We start from the raw sequence: 17,018 nt of genomic DNA on the forward strand, positions 1-17,018 counted from the left end.
CCCGGGTCAGCGGGTGGCGGCGCCGGCGCGGTCGCGGTGGCGGGCGCGCCGGCGGCGGGACTTCTTGACCGCCCACCAGACGATCATCACCACGAGGACGGCGACGATGCCGTAGTCGAACCAGTCGCTGTACCGCTCGATCCGCTGCCAGCGGGAGCCGAGGGCGTAGCCCAGGCCGACGAAGAGCGAGTTCCAGACGCCGCTGCCCAGCGTCGTGAAGGCGACGAACTCGGGCAGCGGCATGCGGTTGGCCCCGGCGGGGACGGAGACCAGGCTGCGCACCACCGGGATCAACCGGCCGAAGAGCACCGCCCACCGGCCGTGCCGCTCGAACCAGCGGTCCGCCCGCTCCAGGTCGTCCCGGTCGACCAGCGGCAGCCGGTCCAGCCAGCGCTTGAGCCGGTCCTCGCCGGCGACCGCGCCCAGCCAGTAGAGGACGAGCGCCCCCACCAGGGAGCCGGCGGTGGCGGCGAGGACCACCAGCACCACGTTGAACCGGCCCTCGCCGGCCAGGTAGCCGGCCATCGCCAGGACGATCTCGCTCGGGATCGGCGGGATGATGCTCTCCAGGGCGACCAGCAGCGCCACGCCGAACGCGCCGGCGGCATCGATGACCCCCGCCACCCAACCGGTCAGCCCGCCGAGCCGGGTCGGGTCGACGTTCTCGGCGAGTGCCATCGCGATCCTTTCGCCGGGGCCGGGGGATCAGAGTCCTCTACCCCGCGACCCGCCGGTCACACCTGCCCGTGTCCGGAGCCACGCCGGCTCAGCCCTCCGGGTGCAGCGCCGCGTCGGCGGGCCCCCGCCGCCACCCGGTGAACCGGACCCGCAGCCCCGCCCGGGTCGGGGAGCAGCAGTACGGCCCGGCCGTCGCCACCGCCTCCGGCGGCAGCGGGGCGAGCCGGACCAGCCGCCACGGCTCGCCGCCGGCCCGGGCCCGCACGGTGAGCGCGTCCCGGTCGCGGCTGACCCGGACGGTCACCTCCCGCCCGGCCCACTCCGGCACCGGGGCGACCGACCAGTCGGACACCTCCCGGGTCACCACGGCGCCGACCTGCGGCAGGCCGTCGCTGACCTCCACCCCGGCCTTCACCCAGTTCCGCTCGTCGACGCGGACCAGCACGCCCGCCTGGTCGAACTGCTCGCCGTAGTCGAGGTGGAAGGCCACCTCCACCGCGTCGCCGACGGGCAGCGGCGCGAGCAACGCCGGGGCGTCGTCGTGCACGAAGCCGTACGAGGTGTGCCGCCACAGGTCGCTGCCCCCGGCCGGCTCCACCAGCAGCCCGCCGGCCGGCCCGTGCTCGACCCGTACCGGCTCGTTCCACCACTCGCCCTCGGCCCAGTCGACTTCACGCGCTCCGTCTCCCATGCCGGCGACCGTACCGCCGCCCGGACCACGCGCCGCTGCCGCCCGGTCCCGCGTTTGCCGGACGCGGGGATCGGAGACATTAGGTCGGCATGGCTGACAGGTGGTATTCCGAGGCCGTCGTCTACTGCCTCGACATCGACACGTACGCGGACTCCGACGGCGACGGCGTCGGCGACATCAGGGGCCTGATCGGCCGACTCGACTACCTCGCCCGGCTGGGCGTCACCTGCCTCTGGCTGCACCCCATCCACCCGTCGCCCAACCGCGACGACGGCTACGACGCCACCGACTTCTACAACGTCGACCCCCGCTTCGGCACCCTCGGCGACTTCGCGGAGCTGCTGCACCAGGCGCAGAACCGCGGCATCCGGGTGATCATCGACCTGGTCGTGAACCACACCTCGGACGAGCACCCCTGGTTCCAGTCCGCCCGCTCCTCGCCGGACTCGCCGTACCGCGACTGGTACGTCTGGTCCGACCACGAGCCGGACGACCGCCACCAGGGCATGGTCTTCCCCGGCGAGCAGAACGAGACCTGGACCTACGACCGGACCGCCAAGGCGTGGTTCTACCACCGGTTCTACAAGTTCCAGCCGGACCTCAACTTCGCCAACCCGAAGGTGCGCGAGGAGGTCAAGAAGATCGTCTCGTTCTGGCTCCAGCTCGGCGTCTCCGGCTTCCGGATGGACGCCGTGCCGTTCATCATCGAACTGACCGAGGCGGGCAACCCGAACTCCCCGAAGGACTTCGACTTCCTCACCGAGCTGCGCCAGCACGTGCAGTGGCGCCGGGGCGACGCCGTCCTGCTCGCCGAGGCCAACGTGGAGCCCGACCAGCTACCGACCTTCTTCGCCGACGCCGGCGGCTCGGCGAACCGCCTGCACATGCTCTTCGACTTCATGCTCAACGGGCGGCTGATGCTGGCCCTGGCCCGGCAGGACCCGGAGCCGATCATCGAGGCGCTGCGGGACACCCCCGCGCTGCCCGAGGGTGGGCAGTGGGCCACCTTCCTGCGCAACCACGACGAGATCGACCTGTCCCGGCTCACCACCGAACAGCGCAACCAGGTGTACGCGGAGTTCGGCCCCGACGAGAACATGCGCATCTACGACCGGGGCATCCGCCGCCGGCTCGCCCCGATGCTCGGCAACGACCGCCGGCGCATCGAGCTGGCGTACTCGCTCCAGTTCTCGCTGCGCGGCACGCCGGTGCTGCGCTACGGCGAGGAGATCGGCATGGGGGAGGACCTGTCGCTGCCCGGCCGGGAGGCGATCCGGACCCCGATGCAGTGGTCGTACCAGCCGAACGCCGGATTCTCCACGGCCGACCCCGAGAAGCTGGTCCGGCCGGTGGTCGACAAGGGCGACTTCGGCTACGAGAAGGTCAACGTCACCGCCCAGCGCGGCGACCCCAGGTCGCTGCTCGCCTGGTTCGAGCGGATGATCCGTACGCTCCGCGAGGCCCCCGAGGTGGGCTCGGGCTCGACCACGCACATCGACGTGGCGATGCCGCCGGGCGTGCTGGCGCACCGGGCCGACGGGCGGACCGGGACGATGGTCTTCCTGCACAACCTCGGCACCTCCGACGCCGAGGTGGACCTGGGCACGCTGGAGCCGGAGGCGGACCTCCCCGTCGACGTCCTCGCCGACCGCAACTACGGCGGGGTCGGCAAGCTGGACCGCCTCAAGCTGGCCGGCCACGGCTACCGGTGGATCCGCCTCTGCCGAGGCCGCGGCCTCTAGCCCGGCTCCCTGTCGAACGGTCGTCCGCCCCACCTCGACGGACGACCGGTCACTCCCGCCAGCCGGCCAGTTCGACCCCCTTGGCGAGTTCGACCCGGAAGCCCATGGTGATCTCGCCGCTCTCGCCCGGCCCGAGCCGCAGCCGCCAGGTCAGCTCGCCCAGCTCGGTACGCTCGGCCGGCGGCGGGACGAGGGTGGCTTCCCGGACGACCACCGCCTCGTCGCGGGACACCGGAAGCTGGTCGCGCACCTCCACCGTCGCCGCCTGGGGCGTGTGGTTGGCGACGCTGATCCGGTACTCCACCTCCCGGCGCCGGGTCGAGCCGAGCGTGGCCCGGGTGTCGGCGCGCCGGCCCAGCTTCCGCTCCACCCGTACCCGGTCGTCCACCCCGAGCGCCAGTTCGGTCTCCTCGCCGGGCGCCCACGTCGGCAGCCGGGTGGCCGCGACGAAGTCGGCGCCGTGGAAGACCGCCGCCGGGCCGGGGAGCAGCGTGTGCGCCGAGGTGTTGCGGACCGTCGCACGCAGGTGCGCCTCGGCCGCGCGGACCGGCACGGTCACGTGGTCCAGCCGGGCCGGCAGCTCCAGCACGGCGATGGTGGCCCGGTGCGCGCTGCCGTCCGCCGGCACCGCGACCGGACGGGCCGGCCGGTAGGTGGCGGCGGTGACCCCCTGCTCGACCGTGGCCACGCTCTCCCGCACCTTGGGGCGCGGCGCGGCGGACCGGGCCGTACCACCCGCAGCGGCCGGCGCCGCGCCGGGCGCCGGGGGCGGCGGCAGCGCGCCGAAGCTCGCCGTCGACATGGGCATCGGCGGTGCCGGCCGGACCCGGTCGAGATACCAGGGCGACAGTTCGGGTACGCCGGCCGCCGCCGCCGGCCGGGCGGTCGAGAGCTGGAGCTCGCACTCCGGCCAGTCCTCGCCGGTGTCCTGGCTGACCAGGCCGAACCAGGTGACGGTCATGGTGTCGTCGACCAGCCGCAGGTCGTAGGAGGGCTGCCAGCGGGCCCCGTCGACCAGGTAGGTCAGCTCCAGGTCCAGCTCGGCGTCGTCGGCGTCCACCGCCACGGTCACCTCGGCGGCCAGCCGGTCCGGTTCCCGCTTGCCGTTCGCCGCCGCCAACTGCCGCTCGACGGCCGCCAGCTCCTCGGCCAGGTCGGCACGTCGCCGGGCCAACCCGCGCCGGCGGCTGCGGGAGTCGGCGAGCTGGCCGGCCACCGAGTCGGCGAAGCTGGCCACGTCGGTCGGGGCGGCGTCACCGGAGGCCAACGCGCGGGCGTACGTGCCGCCGGCCCGCTCGGCCAGCCGGCCGATGAACTGCCCCCGCTGCGCCTCGATCTCGTCCGTGTCGTCGACCTCGGCCAGCTCGTCGGCCAGCTCCCGGCTCCGCTGCTCCAGCTCGCGGACCTGCCCGTCGGTGCTGCGTGCCTGCCGCCACGTCGTCACGTCCACGCCGAGCACGGTGACCGCGCCCCGGCCGCCGACCCGTACCGAGTCCCGCCGCAGGCCCAGCGGCAACGGTGCGACGCGTACGCGGTGCTCACCGGCGGTCAACCGGGTGCTGCCCCGGCGGGTGACCCGGGCCCGGTCCGGGTAGACGGTGACACCGACGACGGGTGCTTCGATCTCCACTGCGTTCACGGCGGCGACGGTAGCCGAACCGTGCTCGTAACCCCGGCAGGCCGCGGCGGGGTGTCGGCAGGACCGCCGTCCCGCGCCCGGCCGGCACGCCGTACGCCTGGGTTAAGCTCCTCCGATCGAGCGGAAGTTACCGGGAGGTAGGCATGTCGGAGGAACAGCGGGTCGCCATCGTCACGGGGGCGGCGCGGGGGATCGGGGCGGCCACCGCCCGCCGGCTGGCCGCCGACGGCCTCGCGGTCGCGGTGGTCGACATCGACGAGTCGGCGACCAAGGACACGGTGGACGCGATCGCCGCCGCCGGTGGCCGGGCGCTTGGCGTCGGCGCCGACGTGTCCGACCGGGCCCAGGTCGAGGCGGCCGTGGAGCGGGTCGCCGCCGGGCTGGGCGCGCCGACCGTGCTGGTGAACAACGCCGGCGTGCTGCGCGACAACCTGCTGTTCAAGATGAGCGACACCGACTGGGACACGGTCATGGGCGTGCACCTGCGCGGCGCGTTCCTGTTCAGCCAGGTGGCCCAGAAGCACATGGTCGAGCAGAAGTGGGGCCGGATCGTCAACCTCTCCAGCACCTCCGCGCTGGGCAACCGGGGCCAGGCGAACTACTCCGCCGCGAAGGCCGGCCTCCAGGGCTTCACCAAGACGCTCGCCATCGAGCTGGGCCCGTTCGGGGTGACCGTCAACGCGGTCGCGCCCGGCTTCATCGTCACCGACATGACCGCCGCCACCGCCGCCCGGATGAAGGTCGACTTCGAGGCGCTCCAGAAGCACGCCGAGTCGGAGATCCCGGTCCGCCGGGTCGGCCGGCCGGAGGACGTGGCGCACACCATCTCGTTCCTGACCAGCGAGGGCGCGTCGTTCGTGTCGGGTCAGGTCATCTACGTCGCCGGCGGCCCCAAGGACTGACCTCCGCGCCCCGGCGGGCCACCGCCCGCCGGGGCGGGCCGGTCTCCCCGGGTGCCGCCGGGGTCGGACGGGTCAGGCGGGATCGCGCCGGGTGCGCCAGAGCCAGAGCAGGCCGAGCACCGGCAGGACCAGCGGGATGTAGCCGTACCCGCTGCCGAACCGCGACCAGACCGTCTCGTCCGGGAACAGTTCCGGGTCGGCCACGCTGAGGATGCCGACGCCGAGCACCCCGGCCAGCTCCACCGTGCAGCACGCCAGGGCGACGCGCCGGCCGGCGGCGCCGGCGCGGGCCAGCCCCACCGCCGCGACGATGTAGATGGCCGCGGCGAGCGCCGAGAGCAGGTACGCCACCGGGGCCTCGTCGAACCTCGTGGCGATCTGAAGGCCGGCGCGGCTGGTGGCGGCGATCGCAAAGAGCAGGTAGACCGCGATCAGCAGCCGCCCCGGGCCGGCGTTGGTCCGCTTCCGCTCCGGGGCCCACACCTCAGCCACCCAGCACCTCCCACGTCTGTTGCAGCCGCACGACGACCACGGGCGTGACCAGGCAGACCGCGCAGACGATGGCCGAGCCCCAGCGGGTCGGCTCCATCCGGGCCAGCACCCAGGCCAGGGGCGGCAGGCAGACCAGCGTCGCCAGGTAACCGAAGAAGGCACCCGGCTCGCCGGGCTGCTCGCCGCCGCCCAGGGCGACCCCCGCCACCACCGCGAGCGCCAGCAGCGCCACCTCCAGCGCGGCCAGGCCCCCGAACTGCACCTGGTCCGGCGCGCGGCGCCGCAGCGTCGCCACCAGGGCCCAGGCGGCGACGAGCAGCGAGAGCACGATCGAGGCGGTCGCGAGGAGCCCGTCCACCGGCGAACCGGCCGAGGCTGCGCTGGTCATCGGGGCCGTCCCGGGTGCGCTTCGGTCACCGGCACAGCCTACTAACCCGCGTAGTAAACCCCGCCACCCGCCGCCCCGCCTCGACGGCCCGTCGTCCGCCCCGCCTCGGCGGCCCGTCGTCCGCCCGGCCCGGCGCCCGGGGCGTCCGACGCCCGGCCGTGTCGTGCCGGCGGGCGCGGGAGTGAGCCTGGCCGAGGCGACGACTGTCGCGAGGGGACGGTGCCCCCCTATCGACCCCTATTTATGGGTGAGGGGAAGGTTACGAAAAGTATTCTCTTCTTCTCCGGCAATCGTCGCCTGACCTCCGATGGCAAGTTCGTCTGACGGAGAGGATCGCCATGTCGTTGCCCACCACCCGCCCGGCGCTGAGCGTGGTCATGCCGACCTACCAGGATCCGCAGTGCCTCGCGCTGACCCTCCAGGCGCTGACCCGACAGACGCTGCCGCCCGAACGCTTCGAAGTCATCGTGGTCCGGGACGGTGGCTCGTCCGACAGGTACGCCGAGGCTCTTGCCGAAGGTGCCGGTCTCCGCCTGCGCGTGGTGGAACTGCCCGGGCGGAAGGGCCGCTCCGTAGCCCGGAACGAGGGGGCACGGCGTGCCTCCGCGCCCCTGCTGGTCTTCCTCGACGCCGACTCGTGGGCCGCGCCCGACCTGTTGGAGAGGCACCTGGCGTGGCACAGCGCGCCCGGTAACGCGGCGGTGCTGATCGGCCGGCGGGACGAGATCGGCCTCGCGGACCTGCCCGCCGTGCTGGCCGGCGAGTCGCACACGATCTCGCGTTCCTTCCCGCACGGTGGGGACCTGCGGTTCGCGACGGGCCTACCGAGCGACGACGGCGACTGGCTCCGGGCCGGCTGGGTGGTCGCCTACACGCACAACATCTCGCTCGCCAGCTCGCTCTTCGCGCAGGTCGGCGGCTACCGCGAGGCGTTCGGTCTGCGCTACGGCGTGGAGGACGTCGAGCTGTTCTACCGCGTGGACCGGAGCCTGCCGGACGGCGTCAACTTCGGCTACGACGACGAGGCCCGGGTCTTCCACCTGCCGCACCACAAGAACATCACCCGCAACTGGATGGAGATGAAGGCCAACTTCCAGCAGGCCGCCAGGTTGTACCCCTGCCTCGAATGGGAGTTCCTCACCGCGGTCATGGGGTATGAGGCGATCCGGCGGATCATGCACTACCGGGCGCTCATCGACGAGTGCGTCGAGCGGTCGGCCTGCGCCATCGGGCCCGCCGCCGCGCGCCTCGCCGGCCAGTTGCGTGGGCCCAGGGTGCTCTGGATAGGCACCGGCCGCGCCGAGTCGGGGCTGCCCACCTCGGCGCTCACCTTCGACTACGCCGCACCCGTCGGGCCGACCAACTTCCACCTGCTCGGCGTCGCCCCACCCATGCCGCCGGGCAGTCTGGACGCGGTGGTCAGCGTCGACTTCTGGCGGTACCTGCTGTGGCCGGAGCTCTGCCAGTTCATCTCCGCCTCGCTGCTGCTGGCCGGCGAGGTGCACCTGGTCGCCACCGCCGACCCGACGCCGGGGATGTGCGCCGCCGACCCGCAGACGATGGACTACCTGCGCCAGACACAGGCCGCCGAGTGCGCGGCCGAGCTGCGCGCGGTCGAGGGGCTCGGCGACGTGTTGACGCTACGGGCCCGCCAGCCCGTGACCGGCGTCGCGCGCCGAGTGGCCGGCCAGGTCGCCGCCAAGGCGTGACATGCGGCACCGGCGCCGGGGCGCTCTCCCGGTGCCGGGTGGCAGATCGACCGTGCGGCCGGGCCCGACGTGGTGTCCCGGCTGGTTCCACCGCGCCCGGATCCGCCTCCAGCGACGGAAAGGCGAGTAATATGCGCGTATTGCTGTCGACCCTCGGGTCACGCGGCGACGTCCAACCCCTCGTGGCGCTGGCATCGCGGTTGAAGGCTCTCGACGTGCAGGTCCGCCTCTGCGCCCCACCGGACTTCGCCCGGTGGGTGGCCGCCTTCGGGATTCCCTTCGTGCCCATCGGCCCGCCCTGGCGCAGGTCGGCGGCGCCCGGGCCGCGCGCTGCCGTGCCTCGACCCTCGCCGGCACGGGTACGTCAGCTGGCCGAGTCCTCCATCGGCATCCAGTTCGAGGTGTTGTCGGGGGCGGCCCGGGACTGTGACGCCCTCGTCGCGTCGACCAGCCTTCAGGTCGCCGCCCGCTCCGTGGCGGAAAAGCGGGGCATACCGTACCTCTTCGCGGCGCTCTGCCCGGCGGTCTTTCCCTCACCGCACCATCCCCCGTTACCGCTGCCGCTGCTCGGGGAGGTGCCCGCGCCCCCGTCGGCCGACAACCGCGAACTGTGGGCCGCCAACCTGCGGCACGTCAACGACACCTTCCGCGCGCCGCTTAACGCGCTCCGGGCGGCGGTCGGACTGGTTCCGGTCGACGACGTCAGCGACCACATCCACACCGACCAGCCGTGGCTGGCCGCCGACGCGACAATGGCGCCCTGGCCGGACACCGCCGACACGGCTGTCTATCAACCGGGTGCCTGGCTCCTGCCGGACGAGCGGGCCCTGCCCACCGAGTTGGCGACCTTCCTGGACGCCGGTGGGCCGTGCGTCTACGTCGGATTCGGCAGTATCGCCGCACCCCCGGGCCTGCTGGAGACGGCCCTCCAGGCGGTGCGCGCGGTCGGTTGCCGTCTGGTCGTCTCCCGGGGATGGGCACCCCTTTCGCTGGTCGACCGGGCCCCCGACTGCATGGTCGTCGGCGAGGTGAACCAGCAGGCGCTGTTCAAGGGGGTGGCCGCGGTGGTCCACCACGGCGGCTCGGGCACCACCACCACGGCCGCGCTGGCCGGGACGCCGCAGGTCGTCATACCGCAGGTCTACGACCAGCACTACTTCGCGCGACGAGTGTCCGCGCTCGGCATCGGCAGCGAACATCCCGGCGCGGTACCGACCGTCGAGTCGCTGACCGCGGCTCTTGGCGGCGCACTGCGGCCCGAGGTGGCCGCCCGCGCCCGCGCGTTCGCCGCGGTCATACGCACCGACGGAGCGCAGGTCGCCGCGAAGCGGTTGGCCGCCACACTGCGGGCGTGAGCAGCCTGTATCGGAAATCGGGCGCGCCGACGACATCCGACACAGGCCCTGGCGCGGCTCATGGCCGCGGGTAACGTGGTGTGACGACGATGTGGAGGTTCTCGTGGTGCGGTTCGGGTTGTTCGGCACCGGTCACTGGGCGGCGCAGACGCACGGCGCGGCGCTGCACGCGCACCCGGGGGCCACGATCGCCGGGGTGTGGGGCCGCGACCCGCGCAAGGCCGCCAGCCTGGCCGACCGCTACGGGGCGCCGGCGTTCACCGACGTCGACGCACTGCTCGACGCCTGCGACGCGGTCGCGGTGGCCCTCCCGCCGGACGTCCAGGCCGACATCGCGACCCGCGCGGCGGCCGCCGGCCGGCACCTGCTGCTGGACAAGCCGCTCGCGTTGAGCGTCGCCGACGCCGACCGGGTGGTCGACGCCGCGCAGGCGGCCGGCGTCGCCTCGGTGGTCTTCTTCACCGGCCGCTACCAGCCGGACATCGCCGCCTTCCTGGCCTCGACCGCCGCCGTCGGCGGGTGGCACACCGCGAAGGCGGTCCGGTTCGGCTCGATCTTCCAGCCGAGCAGCCCGTACGGCGCCTCGCCCTGGCGGCGGCAGCACGGCGCGCTCTGGGACATCGGCCCGCACGCGCTGTCGGTCATCCTGCCGGTGCTCGGCCGGGTCACCCGGGTCGCCGCGATGGACGGGCCGCGCGGGCTCGTCCACCTGCTGCTCACCCACGACGGGGGAGCGACGAGCACGATCTCGCTGACCCTGGACGCCCCGCCCGAGGCGGTGAGCCGGGAGTTCGTCTTCTACGGCGAGAACGGCGTCGAGACCGTCCCGGCCGGCGAGGGCGACTCGGCCACCGCGTTGGGGGTGGCGATCGACCAGTTGCTGGAGGAGATCGGGTCGGGCACCCGGGACCACCGCTGCGACGTGCGCTTCGGCCGCGAGGTCGTCGCCGTGCTCGCCGCCGCCGAGACCGCCCGCGCCGAGGGCCGCACCGTCGACCTGCCGGCTTGAGGGCCGCACCGTCGACCTGCCGACCTGAGGCGGAAAAGCGGTCGCCGGTCGGCGACGACGGAGCTAGGGTCGCGGGCATGTCCGCGCACGCTCTGATCGAGGGGGTCGGCACGCCGGCCGCCTTCGGGCCACTGCTGGCCCGCCTGCGAGTCCGGCGTCCGGCCCTGGCCGGCGCGACCCGCGACTGATCCCGCACCGCACGCACGGCGCCCTCCGCCCGGTCCTGGCCGGGCCCTCGGCGCCGCCCCACCGCCGCCCCGGGTGACACCCCGGGGTGGTGCCGCCGTCGGCGCCACCCCGGTCACCCGCCCGGGTGACGTGCCGCGCGCCACCCCCGTCTCCGGCCGGGCGGTGGCGTGCCGCACCGACCCCGGTCTCCGGCCGGGCGGTGGGTGCCGCCGTGCGCCGACCCGCAGTCCCCGCGCCACGCCCAGGGCCGTCCGAGTCCACTCTTCCCTCGGACAGGCCCCCTTCCGGCTGCCTGTCCGCACCGTCGCCGCACGGCGACAGACAGGACGACGACCCGTGGCGCCCCGCCGTACCCGAGCAACCGAACGCGACCGCTCCCGGCGCGTACTCTCCCAGAACTTCCTCGTCGACCCGGCCGCGATCGCCCGGCTGGTGCACGCCGCCCGACCCCGGCCCGACCGGCTCCTGCTGGAGGTGGGCGCCGGCCGGGGCCAGCTCACCCGGCCGCTCGCCGCCCGCTGCCGGCACCTGATGGCGTACGAGGTGGACCCCGCCGCCGGCGCCGAGTTGGCCAGGGTCTGCGCCGGCCTGCCGAACGTCACCCACCGCCAGGCCGACTTCCTGACCGCGACGCCCCCCGCCGGAGGAGTTCGACGTGGTCGGCAACATCCCCTGGTCGCTCACCTCGGCCGTGGTGCGGTGGTGCCTGGCCGCGCCCGGGCTGCGCGCGGCGACCCTGCTCACCCAACTCGAGTACGCCCGACGGCGCAGCGGCGACTACGGCCGGTGGACCCGGCTCACCGTCCTGACCTGGCCGGAGTTCGGCTGGCGGCTCGCCGGGCGGGTGCCCCGCACCGCGTTCCGCCCGGTGCCCGGGGTGGACGCCGGCATCCTGCGCGTCGAGCGGCGGCCGGAGCCGCTGCTGGCCGAGTCGGCGCTGCCCGCGTACCGGCGGATGGTGGAGATCGGCTTCGGCGGGGTCGGCGGCTCGCTCGCGGCCTCGCTGGGCCGGCACCACCCGCGGGCGCGGCTGTCGGCGGCGCTGCGGGCGACGCGGCTCGACCCGGCCACCCCGGTCGGGCACGTCTGGCCGGAGCAGTGGCTGGTGCTGTTCCGGCTGCTGCACGCCAGGTGAGCCGGCCAGCCGCTGGAGTGTGGCGTGCAGGTCGTGCCGCGGGTCAGGCCAGCGTGTTCAGGGCCTCGCTCAGCTCGGCGGGGGAGCCGAACTCCTCCGTCGGCAGGGACCGGAGCATCTGGAGCATCTCCGTGCTGACCCCGTTCTCCTGGCCCCAGCGGACCAGGTCCTCCCGGGAGACCGGGTAGTCGAGCCCGGCCAGGTACTCCTGCAACTGCACGCCGGTGACGGTCATGCCGACGGGCTACCCGCTCAGCCCGACGGCACACCGCCCGTGCCTCCCGGGTCCCGGCCCCCACGCCCCGCTCAGGTCCGGTCCCGCGCGGCCCACGTCGCGCGGGACCGGCGGGGGTGCCGCCCCGCTCGCCGGCCGGCGGTTTGCCCGGCGACACGCCGGGTAGCCGCCCGCCATGCTGGTTCAGCGGCTCGGCGCGCCGAGCGACTTCGACCCGTTGCTGGAGCGCGTCCGGGACGCCAGGATCGTGATGATCGGTGAGGCGACGCACGGCAGCTACGACTACTACCGGCTGCGCGAACAGCTCACCCGCCGGCTGATCGCCGAGTGTGGCTTCTCCTTCGTCGCCGTGGAGGGGGACTGGCCCGACTGCGACCGGGTGCACCGGTCCGTGACGGGCGCCCCGGGCGCGGCCACCGAGCCGCGCATGGCGCTGGAACGCTTCGAGCGGTGGCCGACCTGGATGTGGGCGAACGCCGAGGTCTCCCGGTTCTGCAGTTGGCTGCGGGCGTGGAACGTCGAACGGCCAGCGGACGCCCGGGCCGGCTTCCACGGCCTGGACGTCTACAGCCTGTGGGAGTCGATGCAGGCGATCTTCGACTACCTCGGCGAGGAGGACCCGGCGTCGCTGGAGGCGGCGCAGGACGCGTACCGCTGCTTCGAGCCGTACGGCAAGCGGGTCGAGGAGTACGGCGCGGCCAGCCGGTTCGTCTCGGCGCGCTGCGAGGAGGAGGTCGTCCGGCTGCTGGCGCGTACCCGCGAACAGGCCGCCGCGGACGGCCCGGACAGCTTCTCGGCCTGGCAGAACGCGGAGGTGGTGGCCGGCGCGGAGCGCTACTACCGGGCCATGGTCCGGGGCGGCCCGGAGTCGTGGAACGTCCGGGACACCCACATGGCGGACACGCTGGACCGGCTGCTGGACCGCTACGGCCCGGGCTCGCGGGGGATCGTCTGGGCGCACAACACACACATCGGGGACGCCCGGGCCACCGACATGGCCGCCGACGGGCTGATCAACATCGGTCAGTTGGCCCGTGAGCGGCACGGGGCCGACGACGTGGTCCTGGTCGGCTTCGGCGGCTACCGGGGCACGGTGATCGCCGCGCCGCGCTGGGGCTCGCCGGCCGAGGCGATGGTGGTGCCGCCGGCCCGCCAAGGCTCGGTCGAGGGCCGGCTGCACGAGCTGATGCCGGAGCGGGCGGTGCTCGTCTTCGGCGGCGCCGACCAGCCGGGCTGGGTCACCGACACCGTCGACCACCGGGCGATCGGGGTGGTCTACGACCCGTCGTTCGAGTCCTGGGGCAACTACGTGCCGACCCGGCTGGGGGAGCGGTACGACGCCTTCGTCTGGTGCGACGAGACCACCACCCTGCACCCGCTGCCCGCCCTGACCACGCCCGGCGAGATGGAGACCTACCCGGCCGGCGTCTGACCGGCCGGGTAGGCGTCGGGCGGGTCAGGCGCGGGGGGTCACCGGGATCTTCTCGTCGAGGTGGGCGCGCAGGCCCTCGCCCTCGATGTCGACGTTCGGCAGGGCCCTGTCCAGCCAGCGCGGCAGCCACCAGGCTGCCCGGCCGAGCAGTGACATCACCGCCGGGACGATCGTCATCCGCACCACGAACGCGTCGATGGCGACGCCGATCGCGAGCGCGAAGCCCATCGACTTGATCACCGGGTCGTCGAGGAACACGAAGCCGCCGAACACCGAGATCATGATCAGGGCGGCGGCGGTGACCACCCGGGCCCCGTGCCCCATCCCGTTGATGGTCGCCTGCTGCGCGGTGTCGCCGTGCACGAAGTCCTCCCGCATCCGGGAGACCAGGAAGACCTCGTAGTCCATCGCCAGCCCGAACAGGATGCCGATCAGCAGGATCGGCAGGAAGCTGACCAGCGGGCCGGGCGTGTCCAGGCCGACCAGGTCGGCGAGGTGGCCCTGCTGGAACACCGCCACGGTGATGCCGAACGTCGCGGCGACGGTGAGCAGGAAGCCCAGCGCGGCCTTGACCGGCACCAGCAGCGAGCGGAAGACCAGCATCAGCAGCAGCACCGAGAGCCCGACCACCAGCAGCAGGTAGACCGGCAGGGCGTCGGCGAGCTTCTCGGAGACGTCGATGCCGATCGCGGTCGCGCCGGTCAGCAGCACGTCCACGTCGCGGAACCCGCCGACCGCGGCCCGGACGTCGTTGACCAGCGTCTCCGTGGCCTCGTCGGTCGGCCCCGTCTTCGGCACCACGCCGAGCAGCGCGGTGCGGCCGTCCGGGCTGAGCTGCGGCGGGGCCACCGCGAGGACGTTCTCGGTGCGCTGGATCAGCGCGGTGACCTGCGGGACGGCGGCCGAGGTGGCCTGCGGGGTGTCCCCGGCGACCACCACCGCGAGGCGGCCGGTGAAGCCCGGCCCGAAGCCCTCGGTGATCAGGTCGTTGGACGCCCGGGCGGGCGAGCCGACGGGCGCGGTGCCCGCGTCGGGCAGCGCCAGCCGCATGTCCGGCGTGGGCAGCGCGAGCAGGCCCAGCCCGAGCAGCCCGACCAGGATGACGGGGATCCGGAACCGGGTGACGGCGCGCGCCCAGCGGAACCCGAGCCCGGACCGGTTCTTGGCCGCTGACGCCGCGGCGCCGTCGACCGCCCCGTCCCCGGCCGGCACGGACGAGCGCAGCCTGCGGGAAAGCACCCGGCGGCCGGCGAATCCGAGCAGGGCGGGCTGGAGCGTGATCGCGACGAGCACCGCGACGGTGACCGTGGCGGCGGCGGCCAGACCCATCACGGTCAGGAACGGGATGTTGACCACGGCCAGGCCGGCCAGCGCGATGACCACGGTGGCCCCGGCGAAGAGCACGGCCGAGCCGGCGGTGCCCACCGCGCGGCCCACCGCCTCGTCCGGCGGCAGCCCCTCGATCAGGTTCTGCCGGTAGCGGGAGGTGATGAACAGCGAGTAGTCGATGCCGACCGCGAGGCCGAGCATCAGGGCGAGGATCGGCGCGGTGCTGGTCAGGTCGACCACGCTGCTCAGCGCGAAGAGGCCGGCCATGCCGACGCCCACGCCGATCAGGGCGTTCAGCATGGTCATTCCGGCCGCCACCAGCGACCCGAACGTGACCACCAGGACGATCGCGGCGATCGCGACGCCGATCGCCTCGGTCGAGCCGACCTCCGGCACGGCGCTGAGCACCTCGCCGCCGGGCGCGACCTCCCAGCCCTGGGCCTCGGCCCGCGCGCCGACCTGCTCGTACGCGTCGCGTTGGGCGTCGGTCACCTCGTCGGCTCCGGTGGCGAACTGGACCTGGACCAGCGCGTACCGGCCGTCGGGGGAGACCGCCCCCACCTGGAACGGGTCGACGGCGCCGACCACCCCGGGCAGCGTCGCGGCCTCCTGGGCGAGTTCCTTCACCACGGCCTGCCCCTGTGGGCTGCCGAGCGCGCCGTCGGCCGGTGCCTTGACCGCGATGGTGCCGGTCGCGCCGCTGGCCGCCGGGAACTGCTCGGCGAGCAGGTCCAGGGCGCGCTGGGACTCCGTGCCGGGCATGGTGAAGTTGTCCGCCATCGGGCCGCGCAGGGTCGCGGCGGCGAGGCCGAGTCCGACGAGTACGACGAGCCAGATCGCCGCGACGAGTCGCCGCCGGCGCATCGAGCCCCGGCCGAGCCGGTAGAGCAGGGTCGCCATGAGTTCCTTGTCCTCGGTCGTGGTGGTTGGGAACGAGTCAGTCGACGGGCTCCAGCGCCCGTCGTACGAGTGCCAGCAGGGCGGCGCGCAGTTCCTCGTCGGGTACGTCGACGAACTCGCCGCACGTCTCGGCGATGCCGGCGAGCAGCACCAGCGCGGTGATCCGGGCGGAGGGGCGCTCCGGGTGCCCGGCGAACGCGTCGATCAGCTGCTCGGAGATCCGCTGGACGTGCGCGAAGGCGGGCTGCTGGAGCAGCTCCGGGAACTCGCCCCGGATCAGGGCGATCTCGCGCCGGAACCGGACCGCGAGGTCGACGAAGCCCTCGGCGGCGACCCGCTGGGCGTCCGCCCCCCGGTGCGCGGCGATCCGCTCGCCGAGCGCCTGGAGGACCTTCATGGGCCGGGCCATCAGCTCGGTGAGGATGGCCTCCTTGTTGGCGAAGTGGTAGAGCACCGCCGCCTTGGAGCAGCCCACCTCCCGGGCGATGTCCTGCAACGAGGTGCCCCGGTAGCCGGTCACCGCGAAGCGTCGCGCCGCCGCCGCCAGGATGTCGTCGTGTGTCTCCGGTACCGCCCGCACCATGCCGGTCCACCTCCCCGAACCAGCATGCCTGACCGATCGGTCAGAGCCTGACCGATCGGTCAGATCGAAGGCGTGGCGTTCCCCACAGGCCGTCGGGGTGTGCCGCGGGCCGACACCCTCCGGCGCCGGTCCGGCCGAGGTTCAGCGGGGCGCCGGACCCGAACCGGGGTCGTCGCCTAGTCCGCCTCGCCGTGCGCCCGGTCGTACGCGTCCCGCGCGTCGGCGATCGCGGTGCGGTGCCGCTCGGCCCAGCTGGTCAGAGCGACCAGCGAGTCGTAGAGCTCCAGCGCGATCGGGGTGGCGGTGTACTCCACCTTCGGCGGCACGGTCGGATAGACCGTCCGGCGCAGCAGGCCGTCGCGTTCCAGGTTGCGCAGGGTCAGGGTGAGCATCCGGCGGCTGATCCCCTCCACCGTGCGCTCCAGTTCGGTGAAGCGCACCGGCCCCTGGGAGGCGGCGACCAGGATGCCGATGCTCCACTTGCCACCCACCCGGTCGAGCACCTCGCGGACGGTGCACGCCCTGGCCTGGCCGGGGGTGAAAGGCGCGTCGCCGGCCGCGCATTTCTGGACCCCGTCCACGGACACATCGGTGTTCCCCTGGGACATGA

At 74.0% G+C, this 17,018-nt stretch carries 15 protein-coding genes and 2 pseudogenes; 7 read left to right on the forward strand and 10 right to left on the reverse strand.

The genetic code is table 11. From position 1 onward, the window contains the following. Positions 1-6: 6 nt before the first annotated feature. Together ACGFZ2_RS06940 and ACGFZ2_RS06945 are read right to left on the reverse strand one after the other, a co-directional pair. Complete coding sequence (locus ACGFZ2_RS06940; RefSeq protein ID WP_393450913.1) at positions 7-678, reverse strand: DedA family protein; 672 nt, start codon at positions 676-678, stop codon at positions 7-9. An 88-nt stretch (positions 679-766) separates the two neighbouring features. After that, the gene (locus ACGFZ2_RS06945) at positions 767-1,369 is read right to left on the reverse strand and encodes a DUF1349 domain-containing protein (protein WP_393450916.1); all 603 of its coding nucleotides are present in this window, start codon (positions 1,367-1,369) and stop codon (positions 767-769) included. Between the two features lie 89 nt (positions 1,370-1,458). Between ACGFZ2_RS06945 and ACGFZ2_RS06950 the strand changes: the two genes are divergently transcribed. Next, complete coding sequence (locus ACGFZ2_RS06950) at positions 1,459-3,111, forward strand: alpha-amylase family protein (RefSeq protein WP_393450919.1); 1,653 nt, start codon at positions 1,459-1,461, stop codon at positions 3,109-3,111. A gap of 49 nt (positions 3,112-3,160) precedes the next feature. Here the strand turns inward: ACGFZ2_RS06950 and ACGFZ2_RS06955 are convergent, their stop codons facing one another. Continuing rightward, positions 3,161-4,750, reverse strand: coding sequence for a DUF4139 domain-containing protein (locus ACGFZ2_RS06955; RefSeq protein WP_393450922.1), 1,590 nt, complete (start codon positions 4,748-4,750; stop codon positions 3,161-3,163). A gap of 143 nt (positions 4,751-4,893) precedes the next feature. Here ACGFZ2_RS06955 and fabG point away from each other — a divergent pair, with 143 nt between their 5' ends. Continuing rightward, positions 4,894-5,652, forward strand: coding sequence for a 3-oxoacyl-ACP reductase FabG (gene fabG, locus ACGFZ2_RS06960; protein ID WP_393450925.1), 759 nt, complete (start codon positions 4,894-4,896; stop codon positions 5,650-5,652). 72 nt (positions 5,653-5,724) lie between these two features. Here the strand turns inward: fabG and ACGFZ2_RS06965 are convergent, their stop codons facing one another. Together ACGFZ2_RS06965 and ACGFZ2_RS06970 are read right to left on the reverse strand one after the other, a co-directional pair. Then, a complete protein-coding gene (locus ACGFZ2_RS06965; protein WP_393450928.1) occupies positions 5,725-6,144 on the reverse strand; it encodes a hypothetical protein in 420 nt (139 codons plus the stop codon). Beyond that, on the reverse strand, positions 6,137-6,532 hold the full coding sequence (locus ACGFZ2_RS06970; RefSeq protein WP_393450931.1) for a hypothetical protein: 396 nt from the start codon (positions 6,530-6,532) through the stop codon (positions 6,137-6,139). The genes ACGFZ2_RS06965 and ACGFZ2_RS06970 overlap by 8 nt, the downstream gene beginning before the upstream one ends. A gap of 338 nt (positions 6,533-6,870) precedes the next feature. On the opposite strand from ACGFZ2_RS06970, the gene ACGFZ2_RS06975 reads away from it, so the two are divergent. The 4 genes and pseudogenes from ACGFZ2_RS06975 (at position 6,871) to erm (ending at position 11,929) form a co-directional block, all read left to right on the forward strand. Beyond that, a complete protein-coding gene (locus tag ACGFZ2_RS06975; RefSeq protein ID WP_393450934.1) occupies positions 6,871-8,241 on the forward strand; it encodes a glycosyltransferase family 2 protein in 1,371 nt (456 codons plus the stop codon). Between the two features lie 131 nt (positions 8,242-8,372). Beyond that, positions 8,373-9,596: a glycosyltransferase gene (locus tag ACGFZ2_RS06980; RefSeq protein WP_393450937.1), complete on the forward strand. Its 1,224-nt coding sequence runs from the start codon at positions 8,373-8,375 to the stop codon at positions 9,594-9,596. 103 nt (positions 9,597-9,699) lie between these two features. Then, complete coding sequence (locus ACGFZ2_RS06985; protein ID WP_393450940.1) at positions 9,700-10,605, forward strand: Gfo/Idh/MocA family protein; 906 nt, start codon at positions 9,700-9,702, stop codon at positions 10,603-10,605. 525 nt (positions 10,606-11,130) lie between these two features. Beyond that, a pseudogene (erm, locus tag ACGFZ2_RS06990) lies at positions 11,131-11,929 on the forward strand (ErmE/ErmH/ErmO/ErmR family 23S rRNA (adenine(2058)-N(6))-methyltransferase). A 43-nt stretch (positions 11,930-11,972) separates the two neighbouring features. Here the strand turns inward: erm and ACGFZ2_RS06995 are convergent. Next, complete coding sequence (locus ACGFZ2_RS06995; RefSeq protein ID WP_393261101.1) at positions 11,973-12,164, reverse strand: DUF2795 domain-containing protein; 192 nt, start codon at positions 12,162-12,164, stop codon at positions 11,973-11,975. A gap of 175 nt (positions 12,165-12,339) precedes the next feature. Here ACGFZ2_RS06995 and ACGFZ2_RS07000 point away from each other — a divergent pair, with 175 nt between their 5' ends. Next, on the forward strand, positions 12,340-13,596 hold the full coding sequence (locus tag ACGFZ2_RS07000; protein WP_393450943.1) for an erythromycin esterase family protein: 1,257 nt from the start codon (positions 12,340-12,342) through the stop codon (positions 13,594-13,596). Between the two features lie 24 nt (positions 13,597-13,620). On the opposite strand, the gene ACGFZ2_RS07005 is transcribed toward ACGFZ2_RS07000, so the two are convergent. The 4 genes and pseudogenes from ACGFZ2_RS07005 to ACGFZ2_RS07020 form a co-directional block, all read right to left on the reverse strand. Next, complete coding sequence (locus ACGFZ2_RS07005; protein ID WP_393451452.1) at positions 13,621-14,535, reverse strand: MMPL family transporter; 915 nt, start codon at positions 14,533-14,535, stop codon at positions 13,621-13,623. Positions 14,536-14,577: 42 nt separating this feature from the next. Beyond that, a pseudogene (locus ACGFZ2_RS07010) lies at positions 14,578-15,825 on the reverse strand (MMPL family transporter); the annotation flags it as partial. Between the two features lie 37 nt (positions 15,826-15,862). Further along, the gene (locus tag ACGFZ2_RS07015) at positions 15,863-16,408 is read right to left on the reverse strand and encodes a TetR/AcrR family transcriptional regulator (protein ID WP_393450946.1); all 546 of its coding nucleotides are present in this window, start codon (positions 16,406-16,408) and stop codon (positions 15,863-15,865) included. Between the two features lie 176 nt (positions 16,409-16,584). After that, the gene (locus ACGFZ2_RS07020; protein ID WP_393261096.1) at positions 16,585-17,016 is read right to left on the reverse strand and encodes a winged helix-turn-helix transcriptional regulator; all 432 of its coding nucleotides are present in this window, start codon (positions 17,014-17,016) and stop codon (positions 16,585-16,587) included. Positions 17,017-17,018 lie beyond the last annotated feature (2 nt).

Source organism: Micromonospora sp. NPDC048063 (genome assembly GCF_043202855.1).
Classification (GTDB): Bacteria; Actinomycetota; Actinomycetes; order Mycobacteriales; family Micromonosporaceae; genus Micromonospora.